The 12105-nt window shown below is 68.8% G+C and carries 14 protein-coding genes; 8 read left to right on the plus strand and 6 right to left on the minus strand.

Going from position 1 to position 12105, the window contains the following annotated elements:
• The first annotated feature begins 116 nt into the window (after positions 1 to 116).
• Genes ACZ4Z1_RS13435 through ACZ4Z1_RS13445 form a run of 3 tightly spaced genes read left to right on the plus strand, consistent with a single transcriptional unit; the run spans position 117 to position 3069 of the window.
• Positions 117 to 407, plus strand: a complete 291-nt coding sequence (locus ACZ4Z1_RS13435; RefSeq protein ID WP_468486727.1) for a hypothetical protein — start codon at positions 117 to 119, stop codon at positions 405 to 407.
• Positions 404 to 1531: a WXG100 family type VII secretion target gene (locus ACZ4Z1_RS13440; protein WP_468486728.1), complete on the plus strand. Its 1128-nt coding sequence runs from the start codon at positions 404 to 406 to the stop codon at positions 1529 to 1531. Before ACZ4Z1_RS13435 ends, ACZ4Z1_RS13440 begins: the two co-directional genes overlap by 4 nt.
• Positions 1528 to 3069 carry a hypothetical protein gene (locus ACZ4Z1_RS13445; RefSeq protein WP_468486729.1) on the plus strand — a complete coding sequence of 514 codons (1542 nt, stop codon included), beginning with the start codon at positions 1528 to 1530 and terminating at the stop codon, positions 3067 to 3069. The genes ACZ4Z1_RS13440 and ACZ4Z1_RS13445 overlap by 4 nt, the downstream gene beginning before the upstream one ends.
• On the opposite strand, the gene ACZ4Z1_RS13450 is transcribed toward ACZ4Z1_RS13445, so the two are convergent.
• On the minus strand, positions 3066 to 4184 hold the full coding sequence (locus ACZ4Z1_RS13450; protein ID WP_468486730.1) for a methyltransferase domain-containing protein: 1119 nt from the start codon (positions 4182 to 4184) through the stop codon (positions 3066 to 3068). The two genes, ACZ4Z1_RS13445 and ACZ4Z1_RS13450, sit on opposite strands and share 4 nt — an antisense overlap.
• 74 nt (positions 4185 to 4258) lie before the next feature.
• Here ACZ4Z1_RS13450 and ACZ4Z1_RS13455 point away from each other — a divergent pair, with 74 nt between their 5' ends.
• Positions 4259 to 4663: a globin gene (locus ACZ4Z1_RS13455; protein WP_030018984.1), complete on the plus strand. Its 405-nt coding sequence runs from the start codon at positions 4259 to 4261 to the stop codon at positions 4661 to 4663.
• A 177-nt stretch (positions 4664 to 4840) separates the two neighbouring features.
• Here the strand turns inward: ACZ4Z1_RS13455 and ACZ4Z1_RS13460 are convergent, their stop codons facing one another.
• The 3 genes from ACZ4Z1_RS13460 to ettA are packed head-to-tail and all read right to left on the minus strand — an operon-like array spanning position 4841 to position 7748.
• Positions 4841 to 5638 carry a DUF8010 domain-containing protein gene (locus ACZ4Z1_RS13460; RefSeq protein ID WP_468486731.1) on the minus strand — a complete coding sequence of 266 codons (798 nt, stop codon included), beginning with the start codon at positions 5636 to 5638 and terminating at the stop codon, positions 4841 to 4843.
• Positions 5635 to 6078 (minus strand): acyl-CoA thioesterase, encoded by a 444-nt coding sequence (locus ACZ4Z1_RS13465; protein WP_468486732.1) that lies wholly within the window; start codon positions 6076 to 6078, stop codon positions 5635 to 5637. The genes ACZ4Z1_RS13460 and ACZ4Z1_RS13465 overlap by 4 nt, the downstream gene beginning before the upstream one ends.
• A 5-nt stretch (positions 6079 to 6083) precedes the next feature.
• Complete coding sequence (ettA, locus tag ACZ4Z1_RS13470; RefSeq protein ID WP_468486733.1) at positions 6084 to 7748, minus strand: energy-dependent translational throttle protein EttA; 1665 nt, start codon at positions 7746 to 7748, stop codon at positions 6084 to 6086.
• Between the two features lie 388 nt (positions 7749 to 8136).
• Here ettA and ACZ4Z1_RS13475 point away from each other — a divergent pair, with 388 nt between their 5' ends.
• Positions 8137 to 8583: a GntR family transcriptional regulator gene (locus ACZ4Z1_RS13475; protein ID WP_468486734.1), complete on the plus strand. Its 447-nt coding sequence runs from the start codon at positions 8137 to 8139 to the stop codon at positions 8581 to 8583.
• Between the two features lie 11 nt (positions 8584 to 8594).
• The gene (locus ACZ4Z1_RS13480) at positions 8595 to 9164 is read left to right on the plus strand and encodes an HD domain-containing protein (protein WP_468487012.1); all 570 of its coding nucleotides are present in this window, start codon (positions 8595 to 8597) and stop codon (positions 9162 to 9164) included.
• On the opposite strand, the gene ACZ4Z1_RS13485 is transcribed toward ACZ4Z1_RS13480, so the two are convergent.
• Both ACZ4Z1_RS13485 and ACZ4Z1_RS13490 read right to left on the minus strand, forming a co-directional pair.
• Entirely contained in the window at positions 9152 to 9625 is a 474-nt protein-coding gene (locus tag ACZ4Z1_RS13485) for an NUDIX hydrolase (RefSeq protein WP_468486735.1), read from the minus strand. The genes ACZ4Z1_RS13480 and ACZ4Z1_RS13485 overlap by 13 nt on opposite strands.
• Positions 9622 to 10392 carry a helix-turn-helix domain-containing protein gene (locus ACZ4Z1_RS13490; protein WP_468486736.1) on the minus strand — a complete coding sequence of 257 codons (771 nt, stop codon included), beginning with the start codon at positions 10390 to 10392 and terminating at the stop codon, positions 9622 to 9624. Before ACZ4Z1_RS13490 ends, ACZ4Z1_RS13485 begins: the two co-directional genes overlap by 4 nt.
• A 913-nt stretch (positions 10393 to 11305) precedes the next feature.
• Here ACZ4Z1_RS13490 and ACZ4Z1_RS13495 point away from each other — a divergent pair.
• Together ACZ4Z1_RS13495 and ACZ4Z1_RS13500 are read left to right on the plus strand one after the other, a co-directional pair.
• Positions 11306 to 11776 (plus strand): pRL2-23, encoded by a 471-nt coding sequence (locus tag ACZ4Z1_RS13495; protein ID WP_468486737.1) that lies wholly within the window; start codon positions 11306 to 11308, stop codon positions 11774 to 11776.
• A gap of 82 nt (positions 11777 to 11858) precedes the next feature.
• A complete protein-coding gene (locus ACZ4Z1_RS13500) occupies positions 11859 to 12038 on the plus strand; it encodes a hypothetical protein (RefSeq protein WP_468486738.1) in 180 nt (59 codons plus the stop codon).
• The last annotated feature ends 67 nt before the right edge of the window (positions 12039 to 12105 follow it).

Raw genomic sequence — 12105 nt, forward strand, 5'->3', positions numbered from 1 at the left:
ACCGGCGGGCACATCAGCTCTCTCCTGCAATTCTCAGGGAAAGCCGGCGGAAGGCTTGCCCGAACCGAACAAGGGACTCACGCATACCCGGTCGCTTTCTCTTGAACAGTCAGGAATTGTTCGGCCTCGCCAGGGAATTCGATACACGGGCGTACGACCTTTCCCGTGCCGTGACAGCGTTTCGCAGCAGAACGGACACGGAGCACATCGAGGACGGTTTCGGTTTTCTGACCGAGTCCCAGGAGGTCACCACGGCCTACGGCGACCTCGCGCGCGAGATGGCCACAGCTCTGTCCGCATTAGCGCGTCACCTCGATGAGGTGGGCGCGGCGCTCAAGGCCGGAGCGAGGCGCTCGGAAACAGCCGACGAGCAGCTTGAGGATCTGTTCGACAGGGGCAGGAGGTGAGCAGGGAGGGCAGCATCGAGAAAGCATTCGAGGCCGGGATCGAACTCGTGAATCCGGGCGGCAGACCGGATGTCCTGCGCGAGGCGGCCCAGGGGTGGCGTCGAATGGGCGAAGAGCTGGGCGACACCTACCGGGCCCTGGACAGGCGCATCACTGCCACCGTAGGAGAACACTGGCAAGGAGAGTCCGCGGAAGCATTCCACGCGCACTGGGAATGCATCGGAAAGACCGTTTCTCTTACCCTTCCCCTGTTCGAAGAGGCTGCCGAAGGACTCGACGAGGCGGCACGGAACATCGAAACGATCAATGACCAGATCCATGGAATCTACTTGGAGATCGGTGTCTCGATCGGGGCCTCCGTCGCCCTTTCGTTCGTCACTCTGGGATTCTCGGCGGCGGCCGGGGCCGCCAACGCCGCACGCCTCGGTGTCCAGGCTGCCGACGCCGCGACCAAGCTGGGAAAGCTGCTGGCGCTGGCGGCGCGCGTCTTCCGCGACCTCCGGGCGTTCGCCCGCCGTGGCGCGGTGGAGCGGCTGACCGTCGAACTGGGCGTGCAGTTCGGCGCGGGTACCGGCAGCGGTGTTCTGACCAGTCTCGCCACCGAAGGCGAAGCCGAACTGGGCGACAACATGGTGGGCGGCGCGGTGGGCGCGCTCGGCGGCAGGTTCGTCGCCGGTCCCGTCGCCGGCCGGATCGGCGGCGCCCTGGGAGACGCCGTGGGCGGCACGGTGGCCGGTGGTGTCACTTCCGTAGCGGGTGACGTGATCAATAACGCGCGTAACGGTGAGCAGTTCGACGTTTCTCAGGCCGCTCTCGGTGCCGCTGCCGGCGGCTTGGCCGGAGGGGCCGGTGGCGCGGCCGTTCGCAGGGCCACAGACGGCCAGGCGGTCTCCGGAGCACGCGAACTGGCGGGGGACGTCGTGACCAACATCCCGGTCAGCACCGGGCTCGGCATCAGCGGCGCCCTCGCCAAGGACGGCGATGCCGAGCTGAACGGCGACTCCCAGGCGCAGGACACGGCGTCCCGCACAGGAGCGGCAGCCGGCACCCGCCGAGCAGCCGCCGAGGACGCCCGGGCCCTCCGCGACAGGCCGGACACCGGCAGATTCGGAGCCTTCGGATGAGTGATGAGCAGCGGCGTGGAACGGACGGGGACCCCGGCACGGCCGGTCATCCGGGCGTTCAGCAAGGCGAGGACGACGGGTTCGGGGGACGTGCCGCGGGGACGGCGAGCAGTCTCGCCGGGCGGTTCGTGACCGTCGCCGGGCCGGGCGGGCTGGTGCTGGTGACGTGCGCCTGGCTCTTCCTCGGGACCGGCCGGATGCGCGAGGGCGTGGTCTGGCTCGGTCTCGCCTCGCTCGTGCTGTGTATGGCGGTCACCGGTGTCGCGGTGGCGCGCGGGGGCGGGGTGTCCCGTCGGCAGACGTACGCCCGAGCCGTGCGGGACGCGACAGTCGCCCCGGGCCCGGACGCGGGAGCCGCGCCTGGGCGGGCAGGCGGGACAGGGTGGGCGGCAGTACGGGTGGCCGGCCTTCTCGTGACCGTCCCGGCCCTGCTCGTCCTTTGGGCGACGTTGGGTGTTGCAGAACCGGACCGGCCGGCCAGAGCCGCCGCGATCGCCGACGCAGGAGCAGTCATCGACGTGTTGCCCGTCATCGGCGTCCGGCACGAAGTCGTAGCGGGGGCCAGCCGCCGCTCCAGTGCGCGAGCCGATTACACCGTGCTGCTCCCGGAGGGCGGCGCCGGTAGGCCTTCGGTGCCGGCCACTTTCACCGCCGACACACGCCGCAAGCACAGCATCGGCAGCAGACTCTTCGTGGCATACGTGCCGGGCCGGCCCGAGCTGGGCACTCTTGGGGATGATCAACGGCAGGAGGTGGAACGCCTGTTGTCGGGCCGGGCGGTCGAGGCCCGTACGGCGAGGACGGCCGCCGGAGCGTGGCTCTTGGCCACCGGCGCGGCGCTCGTCGCCTGGTGGAAACAGGACGGCCTACGGCGCCGCTCCCGCACCGCCGGCCCGGACCGGACCGCCGTGCGCGTTCGCGTCGCCGGCGCGGGCCGGCACGTGGACACCGTTCCGGCCGAAGGCACTGTCACCGCGTCCGAGCGGAGGCGCGGGGAACGCACCCGTCACTTCAGCTGCCTTCTGCTGGACGTACTCGGTCCGCCGGACGCGGAGGACCTGACACCCGGCATGCCGGGGCACCTGCCCTTTCGGGCGCAGTTGTCGCACGAGAGCGCCGCACCAGCGATGGCCGGGGCGGAAGGGTGGCTGCTCTGGCACCCGCGGCGCCGCGGCGGCCGGGACCTACTCGCGGAATTCGTCTGCGACGACGGCTGGCAGTTGCCGGGCACGGTGCCGGCCCCGGCAGTCGGTAAAGTGCTCGCCCCCTGCCTGGGCACGGCCGGGTCGCCCACCGGGCCGGTACGGCCTGATTCCAGGCGTACGACGCGGGTCCTGGATCCGGGTGCGGCCTGGCTCTCGACCGTGTCACGTCCACTGTTCGCGGGCGCGGCCGCGGCGTTGCTGCTCATGACCGCGCTGCTGCTCCTACGGGAGAACGGGGCGTGGCGGGTGTGGGCGGCAGCAGCGGGCCTGTTCGCGCCGGCCATCGGCGCCGCCGTACAGGCCATGCGGCACAAGGACGGGACAGCGTGCTAGCTCCCGGGCAGCTCCCATCGATAAGGCCCGTCCGGAGAGTCCAGCCAGGCGTACTGGCGGGTGCGGTGGACGGTGACGCCGAAGCGTTCGCGGTGGGGGTGGTTCTCCCGTTGCCACAGGGTGTGGGCTTCGTCGGGGGTGAGGCTGGTGGCAGTCAGTGTGCGGAGGAAGTGGAAGCGGTCGTCGCGCAGGGTCTCGCGGGGGATGCGGTGGCGGGAGCCTGGGCGCTGTCCGTCGGGTTCGGCGAGTTCGGCGAGACCGAAGGGTTCGGCGGCCGTCTCGGGCTGTTCGGGCCGGGGCGGTGGCGCGGCGGGGTCCGTACGGGAGCGTAGCGGGACGAAGTACGCCGGGGTGTGGAGGAAGCGGCCTTCCGCCCGTACGGCCTCGGGATCCGTGACGCGGAGGGCGATCAGGCCGGTGGCGAGGGGTGCCAGGACGAGCGCTCCGGGTGTGCACTGGGCGATCCAGGCGGGGGGTACGGACGGGAGCGCGCAGGTGGCGATGATCCGGTCGTAGGGTGCGCGGTCCGGGCAGCCGAGGGAGCCGTCGCCGGTCACCACGGTGGGCCGGTGCCCCGTCGCGGCCAGCCGGTCGCGCGCCGGGCCGGTGATGTCCTCGTCCAGGTCGACGGTGGTCACGTGGTCCGCGCCCAGCCGGTGGGTCAGCAGGGCGGCGTTGTAGCCGGTGCCCGTACCGATCTCCAGGACGCGGCAGCCGGTTTCCGGGCGCCGCTCCTCCGCCTCCTCGACGCGGAGTGCCTCCAGCATCATGGCCATCAGTGACGGCTGGCTGCTGGAGGACACCAGTTCGCCGTCGCGCATGCACGTCGCCAGCGCCGCGTCCGTGTAGACGCCTTCCAGCCAGCGTGCCCGGCGCCGCGGGTCGGGGTCGGCGCCGGACAGCCGCTGGTAGCCGCGGGGCGTGGCCACGAAGTAGTACGGGACGAAGAGGTGCCGTGGCACGTCCTCGAAGGCGGCCCGCCACCGCGGATCGCGGAGCCGGCCGCCCGCGCTGATCTGCCGGACCAGCCCGGCGCGCGCCGCGGCCGTCGCCTCATGCCCCGGGTCCGGGCCCGCGTCCCGGTCCCGGTCCGGACCGGACTGTGTACCGCTCATGTCTCCACTGTCCTACGTCGCAGGTCCTCGGCCGAACAATCCGGCACCGCCGAGTCGTCTGACACCATGGAAGGGTGAACAAGATTCCGCGCGGCACGCTTCAGGAACAGACCTTTTACGAGCAGGTCGGCGGGGAGCCGACCTTCCGCCGCCTGGTGCACCGTTTCTACCAGGGGGTGGCCGAGGACCCGCTGCTGCGGCCGATGTACCCGGAGGAGGACCTGGGTCCGGCCGAGGAACGGCTCGCGCTCTTTCTCATGCAGTACTGGGGCGGCCCCCGTACGTACAGCGACGGCCGCGGCCACCCGCGGCTGCGGATGCGGCACGCGCCCTTCACGGTGGACCGCGCCGCTCACGATGCCTGGCTCAAGCACATGCGGGACGCGGTGGACTCCCTGGAGCTGTCGCCGGAGCACGAGACGCAGTTGTGGAATTACATGACGTATGCGGCGGCGTCGATGATCAATACGGCTGAGTGACGCCGTAGGGGCCGGACAGTCGGCTGGAACCGGCCGGGTGCGGGGGCTCCGGGCGCACCCGGCTCTGACGTGGTTCTCCGGTGAACGCCGCAGGCGTGTACCTCAGCACCTCAAGTCGACCTTGAGCCGAAGCACCTTGAGCCGGAGTACCTCAAGCCGGCGCCTCAGCCACCTGCCTCAGGCTGGCGTCACCGAAAGCGCCGACGGTCCGCCCGTGCGGACCGCGACCGACCCGTACGGCGTCCGCAGGCGCAGCCAGCCGCCCGCGGCCAGCAGGGTCGGCGTCGGCGGCTCCGCCAGTGCGGCTCCCGCGGAACCGGAGCCCTGGCCGCCACCCGTGGGCCCGTAGGCGCCGGTCTGCGCTTCGGCCCGGGCGGGGCGCAGGAAGCCCAGGGACTGTGCGGCGTGCGCGGCGCGCAGCGGCAGGTGGGTGTCGCCCAGCGTGCGGGACCAGATCTCGCGGCCGATACGGTCGCGCTCGGCGCGCGTACGGCGTTCCGGCGGCAGCGCCTCGTCCCGGGCGCGGAACTCGGCGACGGCGAGCGCCACGGTCCTGCCGAGCGCCTGCGGCGAGGGCAGTCCGGGCACCTGCTGCCAGCCGCCCCGCGGCGGCAGGACGCCGGCCCACGGCGGGCCGGTCACGGCGGCGGGCAGCGTCAGGCTGTCCGCCGACTCGTCGATGCCTTCGAGGAGGTCGCCGGCGGCGACGGTGAGGTCGAGACCGGCGGCGGGAGAGGCCGCCGGAAGGGCCACCGGAGCGGTTTCCGTACCGGCCTGCGGGCCGGGTACGGCCGGTGCCAGGCGCGCCGTACGGATCGCCAGCACCTCGAACGACGGCGGGCGCCCGAACACCGCGAGCACCCCGCCGCCCGCCTGCAACCGCACCGCGGCGGCGCGGTCGTAGTGGATCAGCCGGGCCAGGAAGGCGGCGAGGTCCGCCGCCTCCCCGGCATCGGCCAGGCGCAACGCCGTCATGCGGCGACGGCCCCCTCCTGCCGCTCCGTGCCGGCCTCGTCGTCCAGGTACTCCGCGAGGAACGACTTCTCCTCGGCGGTGATACGGCGGGGCCGCCCCGCGCCGAAGTCGTAGGGGACGACGACGGTCGAGGCGCGGACGTACACCGCGTCCTCGTCCTTGATCTCGTAGGCGATCGTCATCGACGCGGCGCCTATCTTCGTCACCCACGACTCGACGGTCACCGGCGCGTGCCGGTGCACCAGCGGACGTACGTAGTCGATCTCGTGGCGGGCCACGACGGACCCGCCGGAGAACGACGTGCTGCCCTCGCCCGGCGCCAGCCGCCACATGAAGTCGATCCGTGCCTCTTCGAGGTAGCGGATGAACACCGCGTTGTTGACATGGCCGAAGGCGTCCATGTCCGACCAGCGCAGCGGGCAGGAGTACAGGTGTCGCACGCGGCTCAGCCCCGGGTGAGCTTCTTGTACGTGGCGCGGTGCGGACGGGCCGCGTCCGGTCCCAGGCGCTCGATCTTGTTCTTCTCGTACGACTCGAAGTTGCCCTCGAACCAGAACCACTTGGAGTTGCCCTCGTACGCCAGGATGTGCGTGGCGACGCGGTCCAGGAACCAGCGGTCGTGGGAGACGACCACGGCGCAGCCGGGGAACTCCAGCAGCGCGTTCTCCAGCGAGGACAGGGTCTCGACGTCGAGGTCGTTGGTCGGCTCGTCGAGGAGCAGCAGGTTGCCGCCCTGCTTGAGGGTCAGCGCCAGGTTCAGGCGGTTGCGCTCACCACCGGAGAGCACGCCGGCCGGCTTCTGCTGGTCCGGGCCCTTGAAGCCGAACGCCGACACGTAGGCGCGGGACGGCATTTCGACCTGACCGACGTTGATGTAGTCCAGCTCGTCGGAGACGACGGCCCACAGCGTCTTCTTGGGGTCGATGTTGGCGCGGGTCTGGTCGACGTAGGAGATCTTGACCGTGTCGCCGACCTTGATCTGGCCGGAGTCCGGCTCCTCCAGGCCCTGGATCATCTTGAACAGCGTGGTCTTGCCGGCGCCGTTCGGGCCGATGACGCCGACGATGCCGTTGCGCGGCAGGGTGAACGACAGGTCGTCGATCAAAACCTTGTCGCCGAACGCCTTGTTGAGGTTCTCGACCTCGACGACGACGTTGCCCAGGCGCGGGCCCGGCGGGATCTGGATCTCCTCGAAGTCCAGCTTCCGGGTCTTCTCCGCCTCGGCCGCCATCTCCTCGTAACGGGTCAGACGGGACTTGGACTTGGCCTGGCGGCCCTTGGCGTTGGAGCGGACCCACTCCAGCTCTTCCTTCAGACGCTTCGCGCGCTTGGCGTCCTTCTGGCCCTCGACCTTCAGGCGGGCCTGCTTCTTGTCGAGGTACGTGGAGTAGTTGCCCTCGTAGGCGATCGCGCGGCCGCGGTCCAGCTCCAGGATCCACTCGGCCACGTTGTCGAGGAAGTACCGGTCGTGGGTGACGGCGACGACGGTGCCGGCGTACTTGGCGAGGTGCTGCTCCAGCCACTGCACGGACTCGGCGTCCAGGTGGTTGGTGGGCTCGTCGAGGAGCAGCAGGTCGGGGGCCTCCAGCAGCAGCTTGCACAGCGCGACGCGGCGGCGCTCACCACCGGAGAGGTTGGTGACGGCCCAGTCGCCGGGCGGGCAGCCCAGCGCGTCCATGGCCTGCTCCAGCTGCGTGTCCAGGTCCCAGGCGTTGGCGTGGTCCAGGTCCTCCTGGAGCTTGCCCATCTCCTCCATCAGCGCGTCGGAGTAGTCGGTCGCCATCAGCTCGGCGACCTCGTTGAAGCGCTTGAGCTTGTCCATGATCTCGCGGGCGCCGTCCTGGACGTTCTCCAGGACCGTCTTGGACTCGTCCAGCGGCGGCTCCTGGAGGAGCATCCCGACGGAGAAGCCCGGGGTCAGGAACGCGTCGCCGTTCGACGGCTGCTCAAGACCGGCCATGATCTTCAGCACCGTCGACTTGCCGGCGCCGTTGGGTCCCACGACACCGATCTTCGCGCCAGGCAGGAAGCTCAGCGTCACGTCGTCAAGGATGACCTTGTCGCCGTGCGCCTTGCGCGTCTTGCGCATCGTGTAGATGTACTCAGCCAAGAGAAACCGTCCGGCAGTCTGGATCTGTCATGGTCAATGCGGCTCCGCCGCGTGGGCCGATGAGCGGCTCCGCCGCGCGAGGGCAGATACACCCCATCTTGCCGTACGGCCAGCCCGCGACGGAAACGAGTACCTCACAGGGCTGTGATCTGGGCCGCAGCCCCGCCGGTCAGGGCCCGGGGTGGTGACCACTGGTTGCCACTGGTGACCAGCGGCGACCGTCTGACGGCCCAGAGACGGCCCGGCGCCGACGTGAGAGGGCCAGGTCAGCCCGCCGTTGACCTGCGGCAGAGCGGCCAGCGAAGGGGGCGCCCTCCTCCGCCTCCACGCGTTGGGGCATGGGACCCTGGGAAGGGTCACAACATGTCGCCGGCGAAGGGAACGTCACGTGCCGCAGGCCACGCCACGAGGTACGTACTTGCAGATCGCTGCGTCACTACGCCAAAAGATCGATAAGGGCAAGATCACTGAGGCGCTGCCATCTGAGGCCGACCTCATGCGCACATACGGCGTAGGACGGACTACCGTCGGTCGCGCACTTAACGCACTGAGGAGCGAAGGTCTGATCGAATCCGTTCAGGGTGCCGGCTGGTTCGTGGCCGGGACAGGTGACCGCCGCCCCTTGGTCGAACGCATGACTGACCTTCTTCGCACCAAGGAAGCCGTACCTGGCTCCCCCTTCCCTTCCGAGAAAGAGCTGTGCGACCAGTTCGGGATGTCCCGCACCGCCGTCCGGGCCGCTGTCGCACAACTGGAGGGAGCGGGACTTGTCGAGAAAGGACCGGGGCGCGGACGGATTGTGCGCGCCCTCCCCGACGCCCAGGAGGCGCCGTAGTCTTGAACAGCATGGACCCCACAGAGCGGGCGTACAGCCTCGCCGAAGCGCTGCTAGCCGACTCCCTGCCCCGACGCTGGCGACACTCCCTCGGAGTCGCCGAGCGAGCACGCTCTCTCCGGCCCATCCTCGGAGAGGACTCTTCCTTGATGGAGTCTGCGGCCGTATTGCATGACATCGGCTATTCGCCCCAAGTCGCTTCCACCGGGTTTCATCCCCTGGACGGCGCTCGCTACCTGCGAGACCACACGGGAATGGATGAGCGAGTGATCCGCTTGGTTGCGCATCACTCCTGCGCCCTCCTTGAGGCCGAGGAAAGAGGACTGCGCCAGGACTTGGCGCGCGAGTTCGAGAAGGAGAACTCCACGCTCGTGGATGCCATGATCTTTTGCGACATGACAACCACCCCTGACGGCAGTCCAACCACCTCCGAGAGCCGAGTGGCCGAAATCGTCGGACGGTACGGCCCAAACACGATCGTCGGCCGCTTCATCCAACGCGCCGCTCCTCAGATCCATGCCGCTGTCCAACGCGTCAGCGAGCGAATGAGCGCGGTTCAGGAAACCTATCAGCCTATGTAGGGCACCTTACGTGATGCATCTAGCCCGTGAGAGATACGAAGTCGCATCGACGGGTGAATGTCTAGCTTTTCGAGGTCCGTTGGCGAGACCCAACGGACCTCTTTAGATTCCGTGCTGGTCCGAAGGCATCCGCCAACTGGCCGGGCATGGAAACAGATGGAAAATTGCTGACGAACTTCACCGTCGTCGTACTTCATAACGTGCCGGGGGTCGGTGTAGGTACCTACAATACCTTCTACGACTACCATGATTCCGGTCTCTTCTTCGACTTCCCGCACGACCGTTTGCGAGATGTCTTCGCCTACCTCGTGACCACCGCCAGGCAGGGCCCACAGATCGTTATCGGTCTTGTGGATAAGCAGGAGATTCCCACTCGCGTCCCTGACCACGGCGGTCACGGATGGGACGACCGAGTTAGCTTTTGGCGCGGCAGGGTCGCGGTAGTAGTCGACTCGACTCACTTGTAGGCACCTTCACAATCAGTGGGTGACGCGATCCTGCGGGCACCGTCCCAGACACGTTCCAGACTTTCCGTATACGTATCGAAGATCTCGCCACCAGGGACGCGTTGAATGTGCAGCACGGGCGCCATGTAGGCACCCACACCATAAACGTGCCCGTTCGCCAACATCTCGTCATCGGATCGATAAATCGAGTTATAGAGCGTCGTGGCATGGACCCTGAACTCCACTCCGGGGAGTTGAAATAAGGGACCGTAATTCAGTAGCGCGTTGCGCACCTTCCCCGCCATTGCCAGTCCGATACCTTCATCTTCACCTCGCACGGCGACGGCTTCACTGGCCGGATCTCCAAGCATGAAGCGAACTGGCACACCAGCGGCCGACTTTTCGCGCACTAGGCGGTGAAATCGAGGGTCCTCCGTAAGCCAAAACCCGGAGTACACCAGCACGTCGAAGTGCGTCGTCGCGCCGGCGTACAGCTTCACCCATGCGTCTTGAGGGACGACGTTTCGGTGCGGGTAGAGCTTCACCAGCTCTGAGTCGCTGGACGCTGTGACCTCTTCGGAGGTTCGTTCGTCCGGCCACAGATACGAGACCTCGCGGTGAAGCATTGAGGCCACGGCGTACTGAAACCGCCGGTACGGCTTGCGTTTGGGGTCGGAAATCCAGCGCTCAACGGTCTTCGGTGAGACTCCCAGACGCTCTGCCACCTGCTCCAACTTGAGGCCGGCCGCCGTGATCGCCCCACGAAGCCTCTCGTTCGCCATACGACTACTCCCATCTGGGACGTCCTGGGACGACTTCGACCCTAGCGAGTCGCGGGCAAGTCGTACATGCACGGAGTCCAACGTCCTCCGCTTCGCGGCCAAGCTGAGACATGCCGCCGAGCCGAGGCGGCGCCCGCCCACCAAGAACCCCTCGAACGTCCCCTCTTGACGAACAAGCGAGACAGGTATTACATGTATCTCATGGCCCGGACGTCCCGGTAACAGGGGGCGGAAGGGTGCTGCTTGACCTGCACGAACTCCGCCCGGAGGGCCCCGTGAAACGGGTCCGAAGGAAGCGGGCCTTCCTTGAGAACTGAACAGTGATCGTGCGGGGCTGACGCGGGAGCGGCGGTCGCGGTAGGTGTCTAGGGCGAGGGCCCGGGGGCAAACCGCTGCGATGAACGTCGTTCCTCTCCGACGCGCTTGGCAGGCGCTGGCCGGTGACGGCTACGGAGAAGGACAGCGGGGCCCCAACGCACGTGGCGGGATGAGAAGACCGCCCCCGAGTCGGCCGGGTGATGCCGTCGGCGGCACGACATGCCACCTGCACCAGCTCTGCATGATCTCGGAGCGCACGTGCAGCCGCCCTGCTGGCGTCAAAGCAGTGACGATGACGCACCGACTCAGGCTCGGGACCGGGCCGCCGTGGCAACGGCGCTCCGGTGAAGCCTGCCCCCTTACCCCTCCGAGCAGGAGGTTTCCGATGCAACGACCGCTTGGGGCGCCGCCCGTGCTGGACCGGCACGGCGCCGGCTATGCCCACCGCGTCACCACCGCGCACCACACGCTTTCGCGCGGTTGAGCACCAGTGCTCACGGTCCCTTCCGTCCGGCCACCACACAGGCGACGCCGGGCGGCGGGGCGCCGCGATCACTCGTACTCCGCTCACCCCGACTTTGAGAGGGACGACTCGATGGACACCATGCTCACCAGCGTCATCGCCGTACTGGGCACCCTGGCCGGTGCCGCCGTCTCCGGGCTGCTTCAGCACCGGGCGGCCCGCATAGAGCGTGTCTCCGCCCGCAGTGAGCAGCAGCGCCGCGACCAGATGACCGCGGTGACCGCGCTGGCCGTCGCACTGTCGGACCACCGCCGTGCGATGTGGGAGGTCCGGGACGCCGACCTGACCGGGCAGAGTGCGCAGCGCATACAGGAGCTGCGCGACGAGTCGCACCGCACCCGCAGCGCCATCACCGACCCGGCTGTGCGGCTGCGGCTGCTGATTGCGGAGGAGGCCGTGCGGGCCGCCGCCGCGGCGGCCACCACCGCCACCTACGTCATGCGTGACGCCGTTGACCTGGCCGAACTTCAGGCCATGCGGCGCTCTGCGCTGGAGGCTCACGACGCGTTCGTGAACACCGCTGGCGCCTTTCTCGGTGCTTGACCCTTCCGTCTCCGTCCCGCGCGGCGGTCCCGTGCGGGTGCGGTGGCCGGAGGGTCCGGCTGATCGGCGAAAGGACCTGATTGTGAGCAAGAAGCAGTGGGAGGACAAGGCCGACGAGGCGGCGAGGCAGGAAGTGTACTGGCGTTCAAGCGCCATCGATTACCGCTCAAGCCCTGATCTGAAGGCCGAGTACGAGAGCCGCGCCAAGGCCGCGATGGAGGAGTACTGGCGTTGCGTCGGCAAGGCCGACGGCGAGGAGTAGCCGTAACCGGCGCGTGGCCCCGGGACTGCGCCCCCGGGGCCGCGCCCTGCCTCACCCCGCAGGGCCC

It is taken from the genome of Streptomyces sp. NPDC030165 (assembly GCF_055573595.1).

Excerpts from the sequence above, each read along its gene's own strand:
- ACZ4Z1_RS13480 (WP_468487012.1), top strand. The coding sequence starts at position 8,595 with ATGGACCCCACAGAGCGGGCGTACAGCCTCGCCGAAGCGCTGCTAGCC.
- ACZ4Z1_RS13495 (WP_468486737.1), top strand. The coding sequence starts at position 11,306 with ATGGACACCATGCTCACCAGCGTCATCGCCGTACTGGGCACCCTGGCC.
- ACZ4Z1_RS13450 (WP_468486730.1), bottom strand. The coding sequence starts at position 4,184 with ATGAGCGGTACACAGTCCGGTCCGGACCGGGACCGGGACGCGGGCCCG.
- ACZ4Z1_RS13490 (WP_468486736.1), bottom strand. The coding sequence starts at position 10,392 with ATGGCGAACGAGAGGCTTCGTGGGGCGATCACGGCGGCCGGCCTCAAG.
- ACZ4Z1_RS13460 (WP_468486731.1), bottom strand. The coding sequence starts at position 5,638 with ATGACGGCGTTGCGCCTGGCCGATGCCGGGGAGGCGGCGGACCTCGCC.
- ACZ4Z1_RS13445 (WP_468486729.1), top strand. The coding sequence starts at position 1,528 with ATGAGTGATGAGCAGCGGCGTGGAACGGACGGGGACCCCGGCACGGCC.